The sequence below is a fragment of the Anaerotruncus massiliensis (ex Togo et al. 2026) genome (assembly GCF_900199635.1).
In the GTDB taxonomy this organism is placed as follows: domain Bacteria; phylum Bacillota; class Clostridia; order Oscillospirales; family Ruminococcaceae; genus Anaerotruncus; species Anaerotruncus massiliensis.
This window is the reverse complement of record NZ_LT962687.1, coordinates 2,505,053-2,527,688: the sequence shown is the minus strand read 5'-3', so window position 1 is coordinate 2,527,688 and position 22,636 is coordinate 2,505,053. Positions and strand designations below refer to the sequence as shown.

19 protein-coding genes are annotated in these 22,636 nt (G+C 67.4%); all 19 read right to left on the bottom strand.

Annotated features, from left to right (window positions below; translation table 11 throughout):
- Positions 1-1,455 carry an eCIS core domain-containing protein gene (locus C1A13_RS12135; protein WP_172439273.1) on the bottom strand — a complete coding sequence of 485 codons (1,455 nt, stop codon included), beginning with the start codon at positions 1,453-1,455 and terminating at the stop codon, positions 1-3.
- Positions 1,456-1,491: 36 nt separating this feature from the next.
- Positions 1,492-2,595, bottom strand: a complete 1,104-nt coding sequence (locus C1A13_RS12130) for a hypothetical protein (RefSeq protein ID WP_101552366.1) — start codon at positions 2,593-2,595, stop codon at positions 1,492-1,494.
- 46 nt (positions 2,596-2,641) lie between these two features.
- Positions 2,642-4,726: a hypothetical protein gene (locus C1A13_RS12125; protein WP_101552364.1), complete on the bottom strand. Its 2,085-nt coding sequence runs from the start codon at positions 4,724-4,726 to the stop codon at positions 2,642-2,644.
- A gap of 12 nt (positions 4,727-4,738) precedes the next feature.
- Positions 4,739-7,600 (bottom strand): hypothetical protein, encoded by a 2,862-nt coding sequence (locus tag C1A13_RS12120; protein ID WP_101552362.1) that lies wholly within the window; start codon positions 7,598-7,600, stop codon positions 4,739-4,741.
- A gap of 26 nt (positions 7,601-7,626) precedes the next feature.
- Positions 7,627-8,040: a GPW/gp25 family protein gene (locus tag C1A13_RS12115; RefSeq protein ID WP_101552360.1), complete on the bottom strand. Its 414-nt coding sequence runs from the start codon at positions 8,038-8,040 to the stop codon at positions 7,627-7,629.
- A 24-nt stretch (positions 8,041-8,064) separates the two neighbouring features.
- Positions 8,065-8,844 (bottom strand): phage baseplate assembly protein V, encoded by a 780-nt coding sequence (locus C1A13_RS12110; protein ID WP_101552358.1) that lies wholly within the window; start codon positions 8,842-8,844, stop codon positions 8,065-8,067.
- Positions 8,841-9,953 (bottom strand): phage late control D family protein, encoded by a 1,113-nt coding sequence (locus C1A13_RS12105; protein WP_101552356.1) that lies wholly within the window; start codon positions 9,951-9,953, stop codon positions 8,841-8,843. The genes C1A13_RS12110 and C1A13_RS12105 overlap by 4 nt, the downstream gene beginning before the upstream one ends.
- A 22-nt stretch (positions 9,954-9,975) precedes the next feature.
- On the bottom strand, positions 9,976-10,725 hold the full coding sequence (locus C1A13_RS12100) for a CIS tube protein (protein WP_101552354.1): 750 nt from the start codon (positions 10,723-10,725) through the stop codon (positions 9,976-9,978).
- 1 nt (position 10,726) lies between these two features.
- Positions 10,727-11,104: a hypothetical protein gene (locus C1A13_RS14665; RefSeq protein WP_146021725.1), complete on the bottom strand. Its 378-nt coding sequence runs from the start codon at positions 11,102-11,104 to the stop codon at positions 10,727-10,729.
- Positions 11,105-12,690: 1,586 nt separating this feature from the next.
- On the bottom strand, positions 12,691-13,203 hold the full coding sequence (locus C1A13_RS12090) for a phage tail protein (RefSeq protein WP_101552350.1): 513 nt from the start codon (positions 13,201-13,203) through the stop codon (positions 12,691-12,693).
- Positions 13,204-13,206: 3 nt separating this feature from the next.
- Entirely contained in the window at positions 13,207-13,431 is a 225-nt protein-coding gene (locus tag C1A13_RS15270) for a DUF6760 family protein (RefSeq protein ID WP_288234397.1), read from the bottom strand.
- On the bottom strand, positions 13,383-13,757 hold the full coding sequence (locus C1A13_RS12085; RefSeq protein ID WP_101552348.1) for a hypothetical protein: 375 nt from the start codon (positions 13,755-13,757) through the stop codon (positions 13,383-13,385). Before C1A13_RS12085 ends, C1A13_RS15270 begins: the two co-directional genes overlap by 49 nt.
- A gap of 61 nt (positions 13,758-13,818) precedes the next feature.
- Entirely contained in the window at positions 13,819-14,268 is a 450-nt protein-coding gene (locus C1A13_RS12080) for a phage tail protein (protein ID WP_242970871.1), read from the bottom strand.
- Between the two features lie 47 nt (positions 14,269-14,315).
- The gene (locus tag C1A13_RS12075) at positions 14,316-16,034 is read right to left on the bottom strand and encodes a phage tail sheath family protein (protein WP_101552346.1); all 1,719 of its coding nucleotides are present in this window, start codon (positions 16,032-16,034) and stop codon (positions 14,316-14,318) included.
- 61 nt (positions 16,035-16,095) lie between these two features.
- Positions 16,096-16,470, bottom strand: a complete 375-nt coding sequence (locus C1A13_RS12070) for a DUF4280 domain-containing protein (RefSeq protein WP_101552344.1) — start codon at positions 16,468-16,470, stop codon at positions 16,096-16,098.
- Complete coding sequence (locus C1A13_RS12065; protein WP_101552343.1) at positions 16,437-17,123, bottom strand: hypothetical protein; 687 nt, start codon at positions 17,121-17,123, stop codon at positions 16,437-16,439. The genes C1A13_RS12070 and C1A13_RS12065 overlap by 34 nt, the downstream gene beginning before the upstream one ends.
- Positions 17,120-17,725, bottom strand: a complete 606-nt coding sequence (locus C1A13_RS12060) for a DUF4255 domain-containing protein (protein ID WP_101552341.1) — start codon at positions 17,723-17,725, stop codon at positions 17,120-17,122. The genes C1A13_RS12065 and C1A13_RS12060 overlap by 4 nt, the downstream gene beginning before the upstream one ends.
- Positions 17,726-17,740: 15 nt before the next feature.
- Entirely contained in the window at positions 17,741-19,708 is a 1,968-nt protein-coding gene (locus C1A13_RS12055; protein ID WP_101552339.1) for an MORN repeat-containing protein, read from the bottom strand.
- A gap of 237 nt (positions 19,709-19,945) precedes the next feature.
- Positions 19,946-22,618 carry a HAMP domain-containing protein gene (locus C1A13_RS12045; RefSeq protein ID WP_101552335.1) on the bottom strand — a complete coding sequence of 891 codons (2,673 nt, stop codon included), beginning with the start codon at positions 22,616-22,618 and terminating at the stop codon, positions 19,946-19,948.
- Positions 22,619-22,636 lie beyond the last annotated feature (18 nt).

The following is a 22,636-nucleotide window of genomic DNA, read 5'->3' as shown; positions in this document are numbered from 1 at the left end:
TTAATTCCCGCGGATTTTGCTCCAAAGCCGCTTGAAGGGGTTGCGCGACTTTTTCGGGGCGGCGGGGGCGGGAAGAGGGTTGCTCTCCTTTTGCAGGCCGCCCATGATGTCGGCCCACGCCCGGGTCATCTCCTTGTTGCCCTTGTGCTTTTCCATCATGAGGCGGGCCTGCTTCATCCGCTGGTCAAGGCTCATCTCATTTGCGTCGCTCTGCCCGGGCAGCTCGGCGGACATGTAGTTCGGCGCGGTCTTCTCGCCCCCGGGCGAGAAATGATAGGGCGCCGCCTCAGGGGCCGGGGCAGGAAGCTCGAGCCCCGTCTTTTCGAGGATTTCCGGGCGGATATTGGGCGCGCCGATACTCCACACCTTGTCATAATACGGAATAAACGCCTGAAAAGCGGGCCACAGTTCCGGGGCCATCATGGATTGAAAATCGGCGTCTCTGTCGTTCTCAGAAAGCCATTCCGAAAAGAAATTGCCCACCTGTCCCGCGTCGCCCGCAATATTGGCGGGATGGTTGCGGGAATCAAAGGAATCCGCAGGCACGGCGGATCTCATGGCCTGCCCGTTCACCACGCCCGTCATACGCGCAAGCACGTCGGTCATGAAATACCCTTTCGGGGACTGGTCGGTGGCGCCAAAATTTCCGCCCATATTTGCAAACGTGTCCTTGATAAAGCCCTGTACCTCCGGGTCGTCCAGATGGGGCATGATCATCTGAAACATTTTTTCGCTGACAGCCGCGCTCTCAGCGGAATACTTGGAAGCACCGCCTTCAAAGGTGTGCCGCTCACCGCCCATTTTTTTGAGCGCGGCGACCTTTTTGATGAGATCTTTTGACTGATCCCGGAAGGGGGCCATGGCTTCCGGCAGTCCGGCTTCCTTCATAATTGGGTTTGCGCTCGCTCTGGTTCCGCCTTCAAAAATTCCCTTTGCATTCTCTGGAGAGTAGCCTCTCCATTTTTCGCCCGCTTTTCTTGCACGCGCTTGGGGAATTTGTATGTCGCGGATTTGATCCACATAGCTCTTTTTTTTCATCTGCGCGGGGGCGCTGTGCCCGGCGAGCGCGCCGGCGTCCACCGGCCCGGCGGCCGTGAGGCTCCCGGACGCGAAGGCCGCGCCCGCGCGGTCGGCCGCGGCCTCGAAGGACGGCTCCTCCAGCACCCCGCCGGTCATCGGGACCTCGCCCGCCGCCTGGCCGCGCACATGTTCGAGCTCGTGCCCGAGTACCGCGCGCCCCTCCGCCGTCCCGGGCGCGAACTCGCCCGGCGCGAAGGAGATCACGTTTCCCCGCGCGACGGCGCGCGCGCCCATCGCCTCCACCTCGGGCGATTCCCCGATCTGAAGCTGCGCCGGGTCGAGGCCGAAGGACCGGCGCACCTCCTTCCCGGTGCGCCCGTCGAGGCGCAGCGGCTTTACGGGCGCCGTCCGGGTTTTCTGTTTGCTGTTCGTCATCATTTCGGACATCCTAGACCACCTGCCTTCCATTCATCAGCCCAGCGCGATAAATCCATCCAGCGTCCCGGCGTTCGCGGCCGCCTCACCGGGCGTGGCCAGCACGCCGGTCCCGTCCAGATAACAGTGGTCGTCCGCGCGGCTGCACGGGTTCAGGAACACCAGCCGGTGCGGGGTGCCGATCGGGCTGTAGAGCCGGATCAGCCGTTCGAGCCGCCCGGGTTCCGGAAAGCCGGGCAGGGGAGGCAGCAGCACGCAGAAACTGCCGGAGTCGCCGCCGTAGAGCCGCCCGTAGAGCGCCCGCCGCGCGGGCGGGAGGGGAATGCGCTCCCATTGGAACCGCTCCACGATGCGCGGCGGCACGCCGCATACGAGCTCCAGCACCGCCTCGAGGGCGGCGCGGGTGCCCTTCATCCCCTGGTAGAGGTCGAGGCCGGAGATGATCGTCCGCAGCTGCGCCGGGGTAAAGAGCCCGTCGCAGCAGAGCCCCAGCCAGTCCGCGAGCTCCAGAAGGCCCTCATCCGGGACCGTCTCGTAGTCGAGGCGATGCGGCAGTTCGTCCGCGCGGCGCTCGAGGTCGAGGTAGAGGGACTGGAACACCGCGATGTAGCGGTCGAAAAAGTCGTCCTGCCGGTAGATCTCGGGGAAGTATCCGGTGAAGCTCACCCGCGGGAATTCGAGCCGCAGCCCCCGCAGCGTCCAGTCGCATTCTCCGGCCGGGTAGGCGCCCGCGTAGATCCAGACATACCGCCCGGTGAGCGAATGCAGCAGCAGATCGGTACAGTCGACGGCGCGGACGTGCCGCAGGGCGCAGAGCAGCTCCCGCTTCCGCGCGGGGTCGACGCCGGGGTCGGCCAGAAGCTCCGACAGGTCCGCGTCCCGGTCGTCCACGACCGCGTCCGGCGTGTCGGCGGCGGCCACGACCACCTCGAGGCGCACCCCCTCGAATTCCCCGTCCACCGTCAGGCGGTTGAAGGTGCAGTCCGGGTCGCGGGTGTCGAACATCCGCGTCACGTATGCCGCGGGGTTCGCCGTCTCCGCGGGATGGAGAAAGAGCTCCCCGTCCGCCTTCAGGTTGTGCGGGCACCCGCGCAGGAGGTCCCGTTTATAAAAATTGACAGCTTTCAGCGGTTCCGTCATCTGCCGTCCGCCCCTTTCCTATTCGACTTGGCGGGCGCCGGGCGCCCTATACAAATTCGATCCCCGTCTCCCAGAGGTAGGCCAGGCAGTCGGGAAGCAGCAGGATGTCCCCATGCTCGTTTTTGCGCCCGCCCTCCCCGAGGTACTCGAGCGAGAGCTGGCTCACCGCGCGCACCGCGGGCAGCAGCTCCAGCCGGGAGAAGAGCCCGCCGTAGTCCACCCGGCGTCCGAAGACGGGGTTTTCGCTTTCGATCCAGACGCGCAGAGCCTCCAGCACCCCGTCTTCCGCGGCCCTGCCCGGATCGGCCAGGCGGATGCGCCCGTAGACGCCGACGCCCACATAGCGGGCCGGACGGACCTGCAGGTCGTTGGCCAGCATCCGGTGGCGGCCGAGGTGCGCGCGGATGATCCGCGCATAGTCCTCGCTGAGGATGGGGAGCCGCCGTTCCGATTTGGGGCGCACCGCGATCAGGATGGTGTTGACGGGCGGGGGAGCTTCGCCCGCGGCGGCGCAGTAGTCCGCCATGGGGATGACCGCCGCGTCCTCGATGAGCAGCCCCGGCGTCCCGAGCGTCAGCGCGCGGATATCCTCCGCCGTGACCGCCCGGAGCACCGCGCGCAGCTTCTCCTCCACCAGCGGCTCCAGCTCCTCCGAGGTGCAGCGGTATTCGCCGCCGCCGGCATCCTCCAGGTTTTCCGCCGTGACGCCCTCCACCGGGGTCTCCAGCCGGTTCACCTGGCCCCGGAGCACGTTGCCCCCGCCGAAGGAGGAGCGTGCCAGCTCCAGCGCCTCCACCAGGAGCCCCGCCTCGGGCTGCACGCCGTGGACGCCGTCCCCAAAGACGACCGATCCCTCGCGGCGGTCGAGCTGGAACACCCGGTCGTCGCAGCCCGCGCCGGAAAGGTCCGGGCATTCGTCGTAAATTTCAAAGGCCCGCCGCCCGTCCGGGCCGGTGCGGGAGAGCGCCAGACGCAGGCGGCAGAGGCCGTCCGGGTCCAGCGCGACCCGGCGGGAGGCGCAGCCGTCCGTCTCCCCGAGCAGCAGCGGCGCGCCGGGGCGCGCGATGGTCACGAGGACCCGGCTTCCCTTGGCCGGGACCCGGCCGAACCGCTTTTTGTGGAAGCGCACCGCGCCGTCCTCCACCGCGCAGAGGTCGTCCCCGGAGGGGCGGAAGTCCCGCCACACGACCCACTCGTCCTGCTCCCGGACCGCGACCGAGACCCGGTCCTCCGATTCCAACGCATAGCCGACCGGGAGGGAGGGCTCGCCGCGGTAGAGGAGCTCCACCGTGTGCGCGGCCGTGTCCGTCTGGACCGCAGTCCCGCAGCAGACCGCCGCCCGGCCGACGCGGGGGCGCCGATCGTAGCAGCCCTGCCGGAGGGCGCAGCGCAGGTAATGGGCCGGCGCAAGCCGCCCGTTTTCATAAAGCGCCGTTTCACCGGACAGCCGCAGGGTGAGGAAGCCGCTCCGCAGCAGTCCGCGGGTCTCGTCCGAAAGGACCTCCGCCCGCTGCCAGCCGCCGCCGTCCCGGCAGGACCACTCGAGCTGTACGAGTGAGAAATCGTCCCCGAAGGGGTTGCGACCCGTCCCGGCCACCGGGATAAACAGCCGCACCGTGCCGCTGAGCGGTTCGGCGAAGCCGAAAAACGCCTCGGCGGGGCGCGACGGCTCGTCGGTTAGGATGGGGGCGAACCCGCCGTCCGCCTCCACAAAGGGGCCGAGGTCGTAGCACCTGCCGGACTCCTCGCTGTAGAGGCGGATCAGCCGGTTGGCGCGGCCCTCGACCGCCCGCTCCAGCTCAAAGACCGTGTCTCCCGCCAGAAGCCGGGTCCCGGCGGGCAGGGAGAGCGCGGCCCCGGACGGCGCGCGGAATTCCACGCGGCAGCGCGCGGGGGAGCGGCGGGGGCGGATGCCCAGGAGCTTGAGGTAGGCAAGCCGGTGGGCCTCGCCGGTGGCGTTGATGTAATAGTTCAGGCTGTCGCAGAGCCACGCGAACGCCTGGAGCGTCGTGACGCCGGGATCGTGGTCGTTGAGGTCGGTCCACTCGGGCGCCAGCACCGGCGCCATGGCGCGGGCGCGGTCCCAGAGCTTCTGATAGTCCAGATCGTCCAGCCGGGGCAGATTCAGCATCCCGGACACCTCCTATTCCCTGCGGTCCCGCAGATTGACATAGACGATGTGCTCGCCGTTCACCGCCATGGCGAAGGGGCTTTGCACGGCGGCGGCCAGCTTTTCGTCCACCGGGTATTCCCGCCCGCGGCTGCGGGCGGAAAGCGCCATCCGCGCGATGAGGATGCCGGGCCGCCGCAGCCCCAGCCAGGCGAGCAGCTGCGGCCGGGTGGGCAGCGTGCCGATCTCCCAGCCGTCTCCGTCGTAGCCGCCGGTCAGCGGGTCGAGGAAGGCGCGGATGTCGGCGAGGGTCTGCTGCTGGAGCTCGTAGGGATCGCCGTCCGGCCCGCACTCGAGCCACACCCGCACCGAAAACCGCACGAACCGCGGCTGGCAGAGCATCAGCGCCCGCCCCTGGGGCAGGATGCCGCTCGAGGCGAGCAGCTTTTCGCGGATGGTGTCCCGCACCGCCGAAAAGATATGGCCGCCCTTTTCGTATTCCTCGATGAGCAGCGCCACGGTGATGGCGCGTTCGTCCCGCTGGCCGAGCGGCGTGACGCCCGGCAGCACCCTGATCCGCCGCACGCCGTAGCTGACGCTCGAGATGAGGTCGAAAAAGTCCTGCTCGGTGACCGCCCGCCCCCGGGTGCGCAGCAGGTTGCGGACCGAGGCGGCGTAGGCCTCCTCGGTATGCCCGTCGCAGCCGCCGTAGGCCGCCATCGGGTTTGTGGCGGAGGAGATGTAGCGGACCGATTCCTCCAGGACGGTGATCGTGTCCGGCCCCACGTTGGCCGCCGCGCCCTGGTAGCTCCGGTAATCCACCCGTACCGCGGGACCGCCCTCCTTGAGGGGGTAGGGCGCGAAGGCGTTCTTTTCGAACTCCACCGTGCCCGCGGCCAGGTCGACGCCGCAGTACCGGCCCTGCTGGCCCCGGCCGATCCGCCGGTTCCAGCGCACCCAGTTTTCCGCGTTTTCCGGATTGCCGTCCTCCTCGTTGACCCACACCTCGAGCGAGACGAGGTTCTGCTCCGCCAGCGCGATCCCCAGCGGCGCGTCCGGGTCGGCAAGGTAGAAGACCTCCGAGCTGCTGCGCCGGTTTTCCACCCGCGCCATATTGGTGAGGACCTCCCTGACCAGCGGGAGCTGTCCGGAGGGCTGCCGCCGCAGCACCAGGCGCAGCCACCAGCACTCCCGGCCGAAGAGCTCCTTCTTTACGATGTCGTCCGGCACCGGTAAAAGCAGCGTGCCCGCGTAGAGGAGGCCCCCCGTGTTGTCCACCGCCTGGAGCTGTGCAAAGCCGTCGGGCGAGAGGTACTCAGCCGTGTAGTCGAGCGCCGCGTCCTCGTCGTTCTCCACCTCGAAGTAGAGGGAGAGCGGCATTCCGCGCGGTGGCAGGTCGAAGCCGAGATACATGGCCGTGCGGCCGCACTCGTTGTTGTAGAAGACGGGGAACGCCCGGCGGGAAGCGATGGCCCCGGTGACCTCCGCCGTCTCAAAGTTGTTGCGGGTGCAGGCGTAATCGGGCGGCAGGCTGTCCTCCTCGTACCGGTAGGAGAAGGAGAGCCCCGTGATCACCGGGCAGAGCTGCACGCAGGGCATGCTGTAGAGATTGTCCGCCCGCAGGAGGCGCAGGCGCAGGCGCGGTTCCCCGTCCTCCTCGGCGATGTCGCGGGGGAGCAGGAAGGAGCACTCCACCGCGCCCTCGGTCGAGCCGTTGAAGAGCAGCGCCGCGTGTTCCTCCTCCAGAAGCCTGCGCCAGCCGCGGACGCTGCGGTATTCGAACAGCGCGTAGTCGGCGCGCACCTGCATGGGCTCCAGCCTGGGGGCCTCGCGCGGCCCCTTCATGAGGAGCTTGTAGTCGATGTCGCTGACCGCCTCGGGGAGCTTGCGCTCCACCGTCTCGAATCCCAGCGAGAAGCGCATCGCCACCCGCGCGCCCCGGCGGGCGAACGCCTGGCGGCATTCGATGCCGCACTCGGCGTAGATTTCCATCGGCCCGCCGAAGGGCAGAAAGCGCCCGGCGTTCTGCGTCACGCCCGCGCAGCGCACCTCGTCGGGCGGGAGCGCCTCCCCCGCGAAGGAGAGCTGCGCCCCGCAGAGCTCGAGGTCCAGCGGGCCGGGCGCGCGCACGCAGAGCACGTACCGTTCCCGGCCGCCCAGCTCCACCTTCTGCGGCGTGCAGCCGGGCAGGGAAAGCCGGATGGCGTCGCCCTGGCGCTCCACCGTCCGGAAGACGCGCTCCCCCTCCGGTTCGAGCAGGGAATAGCGCAGCTCCTTCCGGCAGAGCGTTTCGATCGCCCCGTCCAGCTTTTCGGGATCGGGGGTGCGCACCCGCAGTAGGAGCTCCAGATCCTCCAGCGCGTCGAACGCGCCGTCAAAGCCGAGCAGCAGCCGGTGCTCCGCCTCGCTTTCGCCCGAGAGGTCAAACGCCGTGAAGCTTCCCTCCGAGGCGCCCGGCGCGCCCTTGTCCAGAAGGCGCACGATCCGGTCGGTGGCGCCGTCGGTGACCGCGACGCTCACAAGCTCGGCCTGTATGGCGGTGATGGCGTGGGTCGTTTCGAAGACGAGCCGCCGGCCCTTTTCCTCGGCGTAGAGGCGGGTGCCCCTGGGGACGTGGACCGGGTCGTCCATCCCCGCCGCCTGGGTGAAGCGCACGAAGCTCTTGGCCGATTCGGAGGGCTCCTCGCGGAGGCGGTCGAAGAGGTTCAGGTACTGGACGCGGTATTTGCCGATCGCCCGGCCGAGGCGCTTTTCGCTCTCCAGAAGCATGTCGTCCACCAGCAGCGCGACCGCCGAACCGCTGTCGGGGTTCTTTTCATCGAAGCGCCATTCGGGGACGTAGGAACGGGCCAGCGCGGCCAGCGCCGGCCGCCCGGAAGTTTTCGGTTCTGCCATGATCTGTCGCCTCCTTCATTGGGCGCTTAGTCCTGCCCGACACCCTCGTAGAGATAGTAGGGAAACACCAGGTTGTTGGGGTTGTTGGTGTCCCGCACCGTGTAACGGATGTTGAAGAGGAGCTTGCCCTCGCGGACGCCGCTCTCGTCGACCTCCACCTCGGTGTCCACGATGCGCGGCTCCCAGCGTGCGAGCGCGTCCACGATCTCGGTGGCGATCAGGTTTTCCGCCGTCTGGTCGGGCAGCTCGAACACGTAGTCGTGGATGCGGCTGCCGAAATCGGGCAGCATCGCGCGTTCCCCCATACGGGTCATAAGGATGATATAGATCGACTGGCGGATGTCCTCCTCCGCGTCGACCATGCAAAAGCGCCCGGTGGCCGGGTCCACGCGCGGCGGAAAACAAAGCCCCCGCCCCAGGAACCCTCTTGTGTCGGCCATATCAGCACTCCCTTTCTTTCCGCGTTATCCCAGCTTCACCATGCCGCCGGATACCTGGGTCATGGCGCTGCCCGAAACGGACACCTGCGTGCCCTCGGCCTTGAGCATGGTGCCCTTGAGTCCGAGGCTCTGGCCGCCGTCCAGTTCGGCCTGCATATCGGCCTTGATGGAGAGCTGTCCGCCCTTCAGTTCCAGCTTGCCCGCCATTCCGTCCATCGTGATCTCGCAGCTTCCGGCCTTGATCGTGAGCTTCGACTTGCCCTCAAGGCTTACCTCGCCCTTCTGGCAGTCGATGGAAAGCTGGTTCTGGCCGTTCTTGTCCGCGAGGGTCATGAGCTGCTTCCCATCGTCGAGGGCGAGACGCAGTCCGCCCGGCGTCACCGCCTCCACCGACGCCTTGCCCTGCGCGTCCGAGAGGGTGAGGTCGACGCCGCCCTTGGTCTTGAACCTGCGGGTGGTGTTCTTCTTCTCGAAGCTGTCGCTTTTCATCTGCGCCGTGGCGGGGAAGAGACTCCCGAGCACCACCGGGCGCCTGAAGTCGGTCCCGATGAACCCCACCAGCACAATGTCCCCGACCTCGGGAACCAGATAGCTGCCGTAGTCCTTGCCCGCGTAGGGGCGCAGCAGCGGGATCCATTCGCAGACGTTCTTGCCGCTTTTCCAGGCGGTGAATTCCACCTTGACCATGCCGGGCTCCCCGCTCTCCGCGTTGTCGGTCACCGTCCCCTGGACCATGCCGCCGGGGCTGAGGAAGGCCCGGTCGTTGCCGTATTCGCCGCCGAGCAGTTCCGCAATCGAATTCATAGGCTGTTGATCCTCGCTTCAAACGTCGTTGTGTACCCGTCCGTCTCGTCGAAGGCGTGCCGGACAGCGGTCACGTAAAAGCTCCCGTCCATTCGCCCGGAGAGTCCCTTCACACGGACCGCCCGGCCCGGCACAAGTTCCGGCAGGCCGATGCACCGGCATTCGAGCGTCCCGAAGCCCTGCTCGATGCTGCCGAGCAGGGCCTTGGCGCGGGCCTGCGCCTGGGAGGCCGACTCGGCCTGCGCGTCCAGGTAGACGCGCTCGGTGCCCGAGAGCATCCGGGAGGGGGCCGCGCCCTTTCCAAACTTCCCGCGGGACTGGGCGCTGCCGGAAAATTCCCTGTCGGTCTGGGGATCGATCCCCACCACCGTCACCTTTTTGACCAGCGGCGCGCCCCGCAGGCTGAGGCCCGCCGAAAGGAGCGCCTCCCCGGGGCTCACCGTCATGACCGGCTGGCCGGCGGCGGGGCGTTTGCGGAAATACGCCTTGCCCGCCAGCAGGAAGAACTCGCAGCCCGCGTAGCGCGCCTGGCGCACGAGGAAGTCGTAGCTCGTCTCCATGCCGGCCGCCAGCATTTTGATCTCCCCGGGGACCGGATCGACCTGCCTGCCCTTGAGGTAGCCGCCCACCGGCTGTTCGCCCAGCAGCGCCTGCACCGCCCGGTCGATTCGCTTCTCCCGGAAGATTTCCAGCCGCTGGGTCTTCATGAGCAGGCATTTGGCGTCCATGCATTCCACATGCACGACGGGTGCCTCCTCGGGGTCGAAGCGGTAGTCCAGTCCGGTGATGAGGCCGTAGAAGACCGTCTCCGTGGCGATGTAGCCGAGCTTCACCTCCACCTTGGCGCCCAATTCCAGCAGGCGCAGCGCGCCCTTGGAGTCGAAGTCGCTGTCGGGGGGCCGGTACTCCCCGAGCAGGTCGAAGCTGCACCCGGAGGCCGGGTATTCGCTCGTGAGCTCGACCGAAACATTGCTGAGCGCCGCGTGGTACCGCTCGCCCAAATCGCTCCCCTCCACCAGGACCCGGACGGTGGGAGCCGCAAATTCCCGGTATTTCTTTTTCAGCAGCGCGTAGGCCGTGCTCTGCTTCATCAGGTCCATCTGCTTCACCGCCCTTTCCTGAAAAGAGGACTCACTTGATGGAAGGCACCTTGAGGCGCATCGCCCCGGAAACCTTCCGGGGATTGAGGATTCCGTTGGCCTCGGCGATCGTCCGCCACATGGCCGGGTCGTCGTACTCCTGCTGCGCCATCAGCCAGAGGGGGTCCCCCTCGGTGAGCGTTCGCTCCTTGGTGCGGTTGGGGGAGCTGAAGGTGCGGATCATCCGGCGCTGCAAAAGCTCGGTCTCCTCGCCGACGATGGTGAGCTGCAGCTTGGCGCGCAGCGGGGTGCCGTCCCGCGAGAACATGGTGTAGCTGATGGAGGAGCTGGCCACGTAGCCCATGAAGTCGAGCCGCCCCCACACGAAGCGCACCTTGAGGGGGGCGTGCTGTTCGTCGTTGTACTTCAGCATGTTGGCGATCGACTGGCAGACCTCGGTCGGTTTCTTGCCGAGATTGGGCAGCAGGACCGATTTGAGCGCGGAGGAGAGGCTCCCCGTGTCGAAGCCGCTCAGGTCGGTGTCGGTGTCGAAATAGAGGGTCGCGGAAAAGGTGGCGAAGTTGCCGGCCGCCGCCTGCATCTTGTCGATATCCTGGTCCTTCCCGATCGAGAGCTTCCTGCTCAGGTTGACCGATCGGGAGATCTGGTACTCGGAAGGGTTGAACTGGACGGGCAGCATATCGCCCATCTGCATCCCCCTGACGACGCGGAAAAGCTTCGCCTTCTCCAGCTTGCCCTCATAGAGGGCGTCCGCCGCTCTGGAAGCCGCCTTCTTCAACATGTTACCACTGCCCCCTTCTTGCTTTTTCCGACCGCAGCCGGGATTCCAGGTCCCGGTAGACCCGGTCGGAGAGTTTTCTCAAATCCAGATGCGCCAGCGCCTCTTCCACCGCCTTCGTCAGCGCCCGCCCGTCCGGTCCCGGGAGCTCCCCCCGGGGCGCGTTGACCGCGCGGTTGAGGGTGGTCCGGACCTCGGTTTCCGTCTCGACGCGACGGGTGCGGACCGTCGGGATGTCCGGGGAGTCCGTTTCCGCGGCAGCCTGCCGGATGGCGGGCGGTTCGGCGCGCAGGATGATCGGCGCGGGCCCGAAGGCGGGCTGTGCGGGCTGCGAGAGCTCCGTGACGCTCCGGGCCCGGGCCTTGGGGGCGGGCTCCGCCATCGGGGCCGGCGCCGGCAGATGCGGCGCCGCCGGGAGAACGGGCGCCGCGGACGGTTCCATCGGATACGCGGGCCGCCGCGTCAAAAGCCACTGCGGCGCGGCCGGTCCCGGAGAACCGGGCGTGTCCGCCGGACGTGTCGGCCGGGCGGAGGCGCGCATCGGCTGCGCCGGGAAAAACGGGGAAACCGCCGACGGTTCCCGCGCCCGCTGAATTGGATGGAGCGCGGGGGCCGGCGCGGGCTGGTCCGCCCGCCGCACCGGCGCGAAGGCCGGGGCTTCCGGAGCGTCCGCCCGCCCAATTTGCCGCGGAAGCGTCGGCGCGGGGAGGATCCGATTCGGCGTCCGCTGCGCGGCGGGCTGTGCGGAAGCGCGCTCCGCGGCCCGCGGCAGCGGAGCGGGAACCTCGGCGGGTTCCCTTTGCGCCGCGCGCGGCTGCTGCGGGCGCTCCGCCGGGACCGGCCGTGCCGGGACCGGGGCCTCCGTCTGCTCCCGGCGCGCCGTGCGTTCTGCCTGCGGGGGTTCCGACGCGGCCCGCGGCCATAGCAGGCGGACGGGCGCCGGCATGGGGAGATCTGTCGGGCGCGCGGTCCGCGCCTCCCGCCGCTCCGCAGCCGGCGGCAGCGCCGCCGGGAGAGGGGACGCGGGGGGCGTCCCGGGCAGTCCGCGCCCGGTCGGGGGTTCCGCCCGCGGGGGCGGCACGGCGGCGGGAGCCGCAGGCGTCTGCCGGAATGGCTGGAGAGGAGATCCCGGGACCGCCGGCGGCGCCGGCAGGTCCGGTCCGCCTTGCCGCCTCCCCGGCGCATCGGCGTCGAAAACGCGCGCCGGTTGGACCGGTGCCGCCGGGGGAAAGCTATGTTGACGAACCGGCGGGGAATCCGCCGGCCCGCGCTTTTCCTGATTGAAGACCTGAAAGCTGTGCCGGATGGCGGAGGCCTGGCGCTCCACGAGCGACCGGCGCTCCAGGAACCGGAGGGTTTCACGCTCCCGGCCGTCCGGCGCCGCTTCCCCGCCCGGCTTTCCGTCCGTTTTGGCCGGGAGAGGCGCGGACGCGCGTCCGGGGGACGCCGGGAGAAGCGCCGTATGTCCGCGCAGGGCCAAAATCCGCGCGACCGCTTGGCCGGGCGTGGGGAGAGCCGGCGGCAGAATGCCCGCGTGGATCTTTTCCACCGGCAGGGGGCGCGCGCCGCGCGCTTCCCCCGCCTCCGCGGCCTCCAGCGGCCGCGGGGCGGCCGTCTGCAGGACCCGGATCTCCCCGTCCGAAGGCGCGCGCGTCCAGAGCGCCCGTTCGGTGAGCATCCGGGACCGGACCGCGAGCATCGCGGCGGGCGCCGCGGCGGCCGCGACGAGCCGCTGCAAAAAGGAGAGGTTCAGATTCAGGGTGAAGAGGTTGTTCTGCTCGAGGCAGTTCTGGATATTCCAGACGGTCCGGGGGAGGGGAGGGGGCGTCCGGATGCTGCAGGAGCAGCATCTGCGCCCCGTCGGAAATGCTGTAGACAAATCCGCCGTAACGGGCGAGGATCGCGTCGCCGAGGCTGGTATCGACCGTCAGGAGCATCCCGTTTCACCGCCTTTCTCACGCGCCTGGCTCAGACGAAGGTATTCACTCCCGCGAGGCCCTGGAGGTTCCCGAGCACGTCCTCCGTCTTGTCAAGGCACTTGAGCGTCTCGTAGGCCAGCTCGAAAGTCTCGATCATCACCTCGTTGCTCATCGAGTCGAGCGGGGAGAAGGCCAGCTTTTTGACCACCGCGCCGTGGACCTCGAACATCTTTGCGATCGTCCCGTCGCGGTCGTAGGCGATGATCAGGATGTCGGTGTGAATGCGGTTGCCCACCTCCAGCTGGCTGGAGAGCGCCGCCGTCAGGAACCCCCGGTTGGCCACGCCGCGCTCCATCACAAGCGTCTTTTCGGTGCTGACCGGCCGGGTGAGGCTGTAGACGCGGTCGTTCACCCCGCCCTCCTGCAGCGGCTCGGTCTCCACCGACTCCTCGATGTTGGTGATCTTGGAGAACCCCAGGCAGGTCAGCTGGAGGTAGACCTTGAATTTGTAGACCGGAATCGGCTCCGGGTGCAGGTTGATCATGAGATCGGCTGCTGGCATGGCTCACACCTCGAAAATGTTCTTGGGAGCGTTGTTCAGCTCCTTGTGGATGGCGGAAATCTCGGCGCAGAAGCGCCGGCGGGTCCGGTGATCCAGCGTCATAACGGTCCGGTAGTCCCAGTGGTAGTAGTAGGCCAGAAAGGAGGCCTCCTTGTAGAGCTCCGTTTCCGGGTAGACCGCTATTCCGCCTCCGTAAAATTTACCGGCTGCTCGAATTTGTGCCCGCACTCGGGGCAGACGCAGCTGTTCATCATCGGCTCGATGGCGTTCACCTGCTGGTACATGTTCTGCAAAAACGCGAGGTCGGGCGAATAGAGCTTCTCGATGACCCGGGGGTCCACCTTGGGGACGGTCCCGAGCGAGGTGACCACCCGCGAAAGCAGGATGATGGTGAGGTAGCCGGGGTTCTGCACGACGCGCGGGTCCCGGAGCGGCAGGATCTCGTCCGCCGCGGTGGCCAGGCGCATGGTCCCGTGCCGGTGGAGCGCCCCCTGCGCGTCCAGGTAGCCCTTGGGCAGGTCGAATTCGAACTCGGTCTGGAATTCCTGGTCCATAGCGGTCTCCTTTCCTCGCCGGGCGGCGCGCAGGGCGCCGCCCGGCCGTTACACACGCGGATTACTGGTTCCTGCGCATCTCCTCGAACGCGAGCTCGACGCTCTCAAACGCGATCTCGCTGGAGGAGGCGTTGAAATCGGGGGCGGTGTACTTGCAGGGCCACGCGTTCACCAGCGTCCAGCTGGCGATGTCGTTATGCTGGTCGTCCTGCAGATAGATGGTCACGTCCTGCACCCGGTCCTCGGCCGCGGACTTGGTGCCGTTGGAGATTCCGCTCACCCACTCGTAGAAGCTCATGCTCTCGCTCATGCCCCATTTGAGGGTAACGTTGCCGTACTTGGTGAGGCCCGGCATCTTGCGCGGGGAGTTGATGGGCTCGGTGCCCTCCCGGTACTCGATGACGTCCACGCTGGCGTCGAAGCCGCTGACCTCCGAAAAAGCCGCCACGTCGATGCTGTCGATCTCCAGCCGGTAGTTATATTTTTTGAAGGGGTACATATTGATCGCCACTGTCTATCCATCCTTTCGTTTCAAATGTGGGACCTGCCGGAGAAGGGTCATTCACGCATGTTCTGGGTGATGCGGAAGATGACGAACTCAGCCGGGCGGCTGGGCGCGACGCCGATGACGCAGATGAGGCGGCCGTTGAGGATGTCCGACTGGGTCATGGTGTCGTGGCCGATGTTGACGAAGAAGGCCTCGTCCTCGGTGGCGCCCACCAGCGCGCCCGAACGGTACATGTCGCGCAGGAAGGAGGCGATCGTCCGCTGCACACGCAGCCAGAGCACTTCGTCGTTGGGCTCGAAGACCGCCCAGTTGGTCTGGGCCTTGATCGTCTCCTCGAGGAAGATGAAGAGCCGCCGGACGTTGACGTATTTCCACAGACTGTTGGAGGAGCAGGTGCGGCCGCCCCAGACGCGGATGCCCTGGCCGGGCAGCGCGCGGATGAGGTTGACGCCCGCCGGATTTAAGAGGTCCTGCTCGCCCTTGTTGTAGAGGCAGCTCAGACCCATGGCGTTGTTGACGACCTCGTTGGCCGGAGCCTTGTGGACGCCGCGGGTGTTGTCGCTGCGGGCGTAGATGCCGCAGACCGCGCCGGAGGGCGGGATGTAGGCGGCCTTTTTGGCGGCCATGTCGTAGACCTGGAGCCAGGGATGGTACATGGCGGCGTAGTCGCTGTCGATGATCGCCCGGTGCTTGAGGAGCTCCTGGGGCTTCACCATGTCACAGGGCATGTCGAGCACCGCGAACCGGCTGGCGAGGTTCTGGCAGTGGGCGACGAGCGCGAGCTGCACCGCCGCCGAGGTGATGCCGGGGATCGCCATGATGCTCACGTTGGAGATCTCCTCGAAGGCCGCGAGCCCCGTGCGGGTGCCCGGTGCGTCGCCGCCGCCGATGAAGGCCGCGTCCGGTACGTTGAGGACGTCCCCGTCGCTGCCGCCCGCGAGGGCGAAGACCGCCTTCTGCGCGGAGGCGTTGCCGGCGAGCGCCAGCATGGGCGGGCAGATCTCCTCGATCGGATTGATCTTCACGTCCACCAGCGTACTCTTGGAAAGCTTGTTTTCGATCGAGTCTGGACTCTGGGGATTGAGGGAGACGTTTTCAAACAGCTCCACCGCGTCCCCGCAGAGGACCTCGATGTCCGCCTCGCAGGTGGCCAGCAGCTTCTGCGGGATCAGGTTCTTGTCGACGACCTCCTGCTCGAAGTCGTTCTCGAAGTAGAGGGAATTCCCGTCGATCTTGGTCACGCGGTTGTAACCGGCGGTTTCCCCCCTGTCCTGGAAGGCCACCACGTCGCCGGGGACGAAGCCGGCCGCGTTCTTGACCCGGTAGGCCTTGCTGGCGGTGACCACGTCCTCGGTGATCTCCAGCACCTGGGTCTTCGCCTTGGAGGCGGCCGACACGGTCACCCGGATGCCGTTGCCCCACTTGCCGGGGCTCTTCGCGGTCATGACCACCGAGCTCATGGCGGCGGCGGCCGCCTTGGCGTCCTCCGGGGCCACCCGCATCACATAGCAACGGGAGCCGCCGTTTGCAAAAAACTGTTCCACCGCGTAGGGCAGGAAGCGGTTTTTCCCATAGGCGTTCTCAGGCAGATAGCCGCCGAACTTGCGGACATACTCGGCGAAGCTCGTGAGGTACTCGGGCGTTCCCTTCACCAGGCCGCGCTCGGCCAGTCCGAGGAAGCCCGCCGTGCTGGTGCTCACGCCCTCCATCGCCCGCATGCCGGATTCGAATTCTTCCACGTAGACGCCGGGAGATAAATACTCAGCCATTGTTCTTTCTGGCCCGAAGCGCGTTCAGGCCAATCCTCCTTTTCTGTAAAATGTTGTAGCGCTAATCCATGACGGTCGTCTGACCGGGATTTACCACTGTGATGACGCCGCCCCAGGCGCAGTTGAGCATACAGGTGTTGTCCACGGCGGGCATTCCGCCGATGAGCACCTTGGGACAGCCGGGTTTCCAAGGGCCCGCCGGGACCGGCACGCAGGGCGCCGGGGTGAAGAGCACCGGCGGCGGACGCTTGGTGGCCGGATTCGCCACGCTGTTGCACATGGCGAAGGGCGGGACGTTTGCATTGGGTTTGAAATCCATGATGTTGGCGGCCGGCGCGCCTGCGAGCACCTTGTTGACGGGCGGCACCACCAGCGCGGAGGGCGCCGTCCCGAAGGAGCAGGTCATCTGGGCGCCGGCACAGACAAGCACACCCATTTCTTCGCCTCCTCGTCGTAATATTGGGCTTCCCGGACCGTTTGGCCGCGCTCGGTGCAGACCGCGAACCTGCCGTCCGCCGCGCTCAGGCAGGCGCTTGCGCGCTCCACCGGTTCGCCCGGCCGATGCCGGCGGCGGAGTCCCGGCCGGATGCGGTAGCCGCCGTCCGGAAGCTTCTCCTCCATGACGAACACCTCGCGCGCGTTTCCCTGCCCCACCGAGAAACGCAGGCCCCACAGGGGTTTCGCGGTGTAGCTGCCGAGCGTGAGCACCCCGTCCTTTTCGCTTTGGAAGGTGAGGGCGGGGTCCTCCGGGGCGAAGGCGTACACCGTGACGCCGGGCGGCGCGGTCCCCTCGAACCGGCCGCAGTCGGGGAACCGGAGGTCCCCCCGGCGCAGCAGGCGCACCGGGAGCACCGGGTCTTCCGCGTCCAGCGACTCGGGGTCCACCCGCAGCGTCCGGGGGCTGTAGCGGGCGCTTTCGATCACGACCTCGCAGGGGGCGCGGGGCTCGAGGAAGACGTAGTATCCTCCGGGCTTGCGCTGCGGTCGCGCCGCGCGGCCGTCCACCCAAAACAGGTGGCCGCCGTCGGAGGCGGAGCCGGTGAAGTCGTCGAGCAGCCGGAGAACGAATGATACGGTCAGGCGGATCATGGGGTTCCCCCCCTTCCGGCCGAAGCTTCACGCTGCGAGAGCGTGACCTCCGACTCCCGCACGCGGACAAAGCTCTCGCTGCGGGTGGAGGAGAGCAGCACCGGGGACACCGAGAAGTAGACCCCGAGCTGGTAGGGGACCGAGAGCGACGACCAGATCTTGCTCTTGTCGTCGAAGCTGAGGTTCAAAAAGGTGATCGCCGCGTCCTCGTCCGCCTCGCCTTCGAAGGAATGAAGCCTTGCGAGCCCCACGGCCGGATCGTCCGCCAGCGCCTGGAGCGCGCGCCCCAGGATGCGCTGCTCGGCCTCTGCACCCGCCGCGATCTGCGCCTTTCCGTTGAGGAAGAGCAGGTAGCAGAGGGTCAGCGGTCTGGGGGGGAACTCCCGCCGGTTGCCCGGCCGGACCATCTGGGCGCTGGAGCGGTATTCGCCCATCTCCCTGAGGTCGTAGAGGAAAAGCCCGAGCTGGAAATCCGCGTTTTTGTCCGCCGGGCTCGCCAGCTGGATCGATTCGGGCGACTGCACCGGCTCGGGGCAGAGGCCTTTGCGCAGGGCCTTCAGCAGCCCGGCGCTCACGTCGGAGATAATAGAGAATCCTGCCACGTTTCATCCCTCCTTTCAGCGCTCCACCGAGAAGTAGAGCGGCGTTTCGTCGTCGGGGTCCTGGTAGGCGTAGCGGTAGGTCAGATCGCCGCTGAGATAGGCCCTGCGGTCGATCCTGCTTGCGAAATCGAGGTTCCACAGCCGCACGAACAGTCGGTTCTGCCGGTCCGCCTCGAAGCGGATCTGCGGGAAGGAGGTGGGCAGCTTCTGCCGCAGCAGGTCGATGGCCACGCAGTCCTCCAGTCCCACCGGGGAGTCGTCCTCATATTCGACCGCGCCCTCCGGCGGCGCGGGGATGTCGCCGGTATAGACGGTGACTTTGCGCACCCGCACCTTTTCGGCGTCCAGCGTGTCCTCGGCCTGCCACACGTTGGTGTCGATCTCGAAGTAGAGCGTCTGGGCCTTCTCCACGAAATCGGGATAGGGGCTGGCCTGGGGCTCCGGAGCGGAGGAGGCGGCGGTACCCGCGTCCTCATGGAGTTCCGGCCCGGAGGAACCGCTCCCCGGCGCGCTTTCGGAAGACGCGCCGCCGGAGGAGGCGCCGTCAGAGGAGGCGGAGGAACCGTCCGTGGATGGGGGCGCGTAGGTCCCCTCGTTATCCTCCGCCACATACCAGCTCATCTGCCGCGCGAGCGGGGAGCCGACGGGGGAGAGGAGGACCTGCGTCGCCGGCGGGCCGGCGGGGAACACCCGAAGGGCCGTCAGCCGCGCCGCCTCCGGCGCCGCGGGCAAAGCGGCGAGCTGCTCGCCCCCCTCCGGGGGAAGCAGGCTTTCGAGGGCGGGAGGCTCCTCCTCTGCCTGGGAGGACGCGTCCGGGGCGGCCCACCATCCGGAGGAGTCGTCCGGCGGGGAGGTGCCGTCGGATTCATAAAGCTCGCCGGAGGAGGCCTCCCCATACTGGCCGGGCATGTAGTAGTAGGCGCCGCCGTCCCGCTGTTCGGCGGGGCGCACCCAGGTGTCCACCCGCACCCGGCAGTCGGTGGTAACGACCACGCCCGCCTGCTCGAAGAGGAAGGCGCTGTCGGTGTCGGTGTAAAAGACGCGCGGCGTTTCGGCAAAGGCCGCCTTGATCTCCGCAAAATTGTAATCGGTGAGCGCGCGGTAATTGATCTTTCCCTGGTAGACGTCGCCGGTGTAGAGCCGCTTGCCGGTCTCGCTGTAGAGCTCGCCCTTGCCCTGCGGGAGCCCCTTTAAAAATTCGCCCTTGTATTTGGCGGTGCCGTCCGGGTAATAGCTGACCCCCTGCCCGTGGTACCGCCCTCCCGAGAAGCCGCCCTCGTAGAGCAGCACCCCGGAGGCGGACCAGGCCTTGCCCTCGCCCTCGTACAGGCCGTTTGCGAACTGGCCCGCGTAGAGCTGGGTGACGCCGTCCTCGGCGTAGAGGACGCCCTCGCCCTGGTAGAGGTTCTTGGCCCACTGGCCCTCATATTTCTTTTTGCCGTCCGGGTAGTAGTAGATCCCCTGGCCGGAGAACTGATTCTGCTCGAACCCGCCCCGGTACTCCAGACGGCCCTTGCGGTCCCGGAGGGTGCCGTTCCCGGTGCAGACGCCCTTGTCGACGTCGCCCGTATAGACGACGGAGCCGTCGGCCGCCCGGATGTTCGCAACGCCCGTGAACTCCCGCAGCTTCATGTCGTCGTAGTTGAAATAGACGTCCGTTTCCACCGAGGCGGCGGTCGCCATCGCGGCGGGGAGCTTGGGCGCGAACATGGTGAAATAGATGAATACCCCCGCGCAGAGCGCCAGCAGAAGGGTCAGAAAGAGTTTTTTGTAGATCCACCAGCGCCCGATGACGAAGTAGTCCTCACGCGTCTGGGGACGCAGGGTGATGAGCGCCTTGACCTTCTTGGTCAGCGGGCGGACGAGCTTGGCGGTGATGACGTTGATGTTGAACATCCGCTGGATGCGGACGATCAGCATCCGGAACGGATTGGTGACCGCCGTCACGATCCGGCGGAACGCGCTCAGCAGCAGCTTCAGCATCAACGACTCCTCCTTTTATCGGCTTTTCGGGCCATCAGCGCCGCTTTTTGAGGCTGTCCCGCAGCCCGCGGCGGATGCTTTCGTTCAGGGGGCGGATGAGGCGATGGGCGGCCCTGCGGGGATCCGCCCCCGCCCGGGCGCGTGAAAGGGCGTTCCGGGACGGGCCCGTCACAGCGGACGGGAGCCGGCCGAGCATGGAATCCAAAAATCCGGGCATGGCTTTCCTCCCGTGGGGAGCTAGAGCTCCTGTTCACAGCGGAACACATAGTAGCGCGCCGCGTCGTCGTATTGGTTTTCCCGCAGCACCAGCGCGAAAAGGTTTTTCGCCTCCGGGAAGCGCCCTTCGAGGTAGAGGGCCATCGCCTTGTCGAAGGTGGGGCGGGTCTCGGTGAGCAGGCGGGTGACCTCCGGGGCCGCCGCGTCGTAAAAGTCGTAGAGCCCGTAGTTCTGCCGCCGCTTCCCCTCCGGGTAGCCGATGAACCGGCTGACGTAACGGTGGTCCGCTGGAAGCTCCTCAAAGGCCGCGCGGGTCACCAGCAGCCGGCAGCCGAACTGCCGCAGCTTTGCCGCCCCGCCGGATAGGTCGTCCAGATCGCCGGAGAGCAGCGCGGGCACCAGCCGGTTCTCGTCGCCGCAGATTCCATAGTAGACGCGGGTGCTGTGGATGAAGAGCAGCGGGCGCAGCCGGTTTTTGATCGGCAGCCCGGCGTTGAGGTTTTCCACCTCGGTGAGCACCGCCAGCGCGATCTCCACCGCGTCGGCGGCCCCACCCGGGCAAATCACCCGCAGCCGGTGCAGGTTGACGCTGTCGGTCATGAGCGTCGCGCCGCAGCGGTCGGCGGCCCGGTTGAGGAGGTTGAAGAAGCGGTTGGTGAGCTCCTGCTCCCGCTCGGGCGAAAGGCCGTCGGCGGAAAACTCCAGGTCGGCGCAGAGCACGGGGCACTCCCGGCCGCTGCCGCTTCCAAGCTCCACCTCGCCGAGATTGTCCTTGCCGAGCAGCTGGAGCATCCGCTGGGGGATGAACCGGAAGTAGGTCTCGCTCTGCCGCCGCAGGCTGTAGAGCTGGGCGTCGATGTCGCCCGCCATCTTGTTGAACACCCGCACGATGCCGGAGAACTCGTCGGTGACGGCTGTTTCCAGCCGGACCGTCCGGTCCCCCTGGGCGAACGCCTCGAGCCCCGCGCGGATCTGCCGGATGGGGGTGAGCACCCGCCGGAACAGGAAGGTGAGCAGCGCGCCGATCGCCGCCAGGAAGAGGAGCGAAACCACCACGTAGGTGCGCAGATAGCTCGCGGTGTATGCGTCCAGGTTCGACGTCAGAATGCCCGCCTCGAGCAGGTAGACCGCGGTCCCGGAGGTGCCGCCCACCGGCGTGACACTGACGAGACGCCGCCCGTTTTCGTCGTCCAGGACGCCGGACTGCGCCCGGCCGGTATAGGCCGCCTGCAGGTAGAGCTCCCGCGCGCCGGCGTCCAGCCGGACGTCGAAGGGGTAGAAGCAGGGGTTTTCAAAGTCCACGCCGATATAGAGCTGCTGGTGCTCATAGTAGGCGGTGGCGGTATGGACCGGCCGGGTGGACATCTGCTGGTGCAGGTATCCGTAGGCCTCGCCCGTGTAGTCGTAGGGATATTCGATCTCGTCGAAGCTCTCGGTGCCGAAGAGGGCGGTCAGCAGGTTGCCCTCGTCCTCCACCTGCTTCTGAAAGCTCTGCGTGATGGCGGCCGAATAGGCGCGGTAGGAAAAGACGCCGAATACCACCAGCGCCACCGCCAGCAGCGGGATGGAGGAGAGGATCAGCTTGGCGAGGATCGTGCGTCCCCGGCCCAGCAGGTGAATGAAGCCGTAGACCAGCAGCATCGCGGCCAGCAGGAGCGCCAGATACCGCAGGAAGGTCCAGAGAACCTTCAGCGCCAGGCCTCCCAGGGAGGGACGCAGGCTCTCGGCCGCCGTGACCTCCCCGTCTTGGGAGGTGATCAGCGCGAAGCCGTCGGCATTGGGGGCGAGCGCGGAAAAGTTCTGCGGGTCGGTCATCGACACCGCGCGCAGGCTTCCCGGCGTATAGCCGCTGACCCCCGAGAAGGGCTCGGTGCCGCTCTTGAGGAGGGTCGTTCCGCCGTCGCGCAGGCCGAGCGAGAGAAGGTCGCCGCTCTCCTGCTCCCCGATGTAGATTTCATCCGCGCCCTGGGGCGCCAGAAAGAGCGGATACATCAGCTCGGTGAGCACCCGGTTCGGGTAGACCTCGACCGGGTCTCCGCCGCCCTCGGCGGTCAGGAAGACCTTGCCCGACTTGGTGGCGTAGGCCACGTCGCTCCCGGCGATCACCGCCTCCCAGATGCCCTCCTCCGCGTCGAGCGGATAGTTCCGGGTTCCCATCGGGGCGGGCGGCTGCCGGCCGTAGAGGGAGGCCGGGTCGTAGGCCTCCCGGATGAGCGCGTTTCCCGACTGGTCGACCGCCATCAGGACCAGCGAGCTCTGGACGTTCAGCCAGCGGTAGCGGATGGGGAGCTGCGGATCGAACTGGTGGCGGGCCAGCCGCTTGCGGAAGAGGGCGGACGGGTCGTAGAGGGAGAGCTCCTGCCCCTGGTATTCGCCGCTCTCCGGGTCGGAGAGGTCGCAGAGCAGGTAGAGGACGCCCTCCGCGTCGACGTCCATATCGGCCACCGCATAGAGGTGCCCGTCCCGCACGCGGGGCAGCGACGCGCTCGCGCGCATGACGCCTTCCGCGTCCACCAGCCGGATTTTGATGGCATCCCCCTCGTACAGGGCGAGGCAGGTGCGCCCCTCGGGCGCGGCCGCGAGCCCGGCGACCCGGTCGATCGGGACGGCGTAGTCCGCGGCGGTGGCCACGGCCGTCAGGACGGCCGCCGCGGCCGCCGCCAGAACCACAATTGCCCGCAAGATCCTGGTCATTGGCCAGCCTCCCCTCGT

What these genes read in the sequence shown, in the direction of transcription:
- C1A13_RS12055 (WP_101552339.1), bottom strand. Translation starts at nt 19,708, where the DNA reads ATGCTGAAGCTGCTGCTGAGCGCGTTCCGCCGGATCGTGACGGCGGTC.
- C1A13_RS12070 (WP_101552344.1), bottom strand. Translation starts at nt 16,470, where the DNA reads ATGGGTGTGCTTGTCTGTGCCGGCGCCCAGATGACCTGCTCCTTCGGG.
- C1A13_RS12130 (WP_101552366.1), bottom strand. Translation starts at nt 2,595, where the DNA reads ATGACGGAACCGCTGAAAGCTGTCAATTTTTATAAACGGGACCTCCTG.
- C1A13_RS12085 (WP_101552348.1), bottom strand. Translation starts at nt 13,757, where the DNA reads ATGGACCAGGAATTCCAGACCGAGTTCGAATTCGACCTGCCCAAGGGC.
- C1A13_RS12045 (WP_101552335.1), bottom strand. Translation starts at nt 22,618, where the DNA reads ATGACCAGGATCTTGCGGGCAATTGTGGTTCTGGCGGCGGCCGCGGCG.
- C1A13_RS12125 (WP_101552364.1), bottom strand. Translation starts at nt 4,726, where the DNA reads ATGCTGAATCTGCCCCGGCTGGACGATCTGGACTATCAGAAGCTCTGG.
- C1A13_RS12120 (WP_101552362.1), bottom strand. Translation starts at nt 7,600, where the DNA reads ATGGCAGAACCGAAAACTTCCGGGCGGCCGGCGCTGGCCGCGCTGGCC.
- C1A13_RS12065 (WP_101552343.1), bottom strand. Translation starts at nt 17,123, where the DNA reads ATGATCCGCCTGACCGTATCATTCGTTCTCCGGCTGCTCGACGACTTC.
- C1A13_RS12100 (WP_101552354.1), bottom strand. Translation starts at nt 10,725, where the DNA reads ATGTTGAAGAAGGCGGCTTCCAGAGCGGCGGACGCCCTCTATGAGGGC.
- C1A13_RS12090 (WP_101552350.1), bottom strand. Translation starts at nt 13,203, where the DNA reads ATGCCAGCAGCCGATCTCATGATCAACCTGCACCCGGAGCCGATTCCG.
- C1A13_RS14665 (WP_146021725.1), bottom strand. Translation starts at nt 11,104, where the DNA reads ATGGCGGAGCCCGCCCCCAAGGCCCGGGCCCGGAGCGTCACGGAGCTC.
- C1A13_RS12135 (WP_172439273.1), bottom strand. Translation starts at nt 1,455, where the DNA reads ATGACGAACAGCAAACAGAAAACCCGGACGGCGCCCGTAAAGCCGCTG.
- C1A13_RS12075 (WP_101552346.1), bottom strand. Translation starts at nt 16,034, where the DNA reads ATGGCTGAGTATTTATCTCCCGGCGTCTACGTGGAAGAATTCGAATCC.
- C1A13_RS12110 (WP_101552358.1), bottom strand. Translation starts at nt 8,844, where the DNA reads ATGAATTCGATTGCGGAACTGCTCGGCGGCGAATACGGCAACGACCGG.
- C1A13_RS12115 (WP_101552360.1), bottom strand. Translation starts at nt 8,040, where the DNA reads ATGGCCGACACAAGAGGGTTCCTGGGGCGGGGGCTTTGTTTTCCGCCG.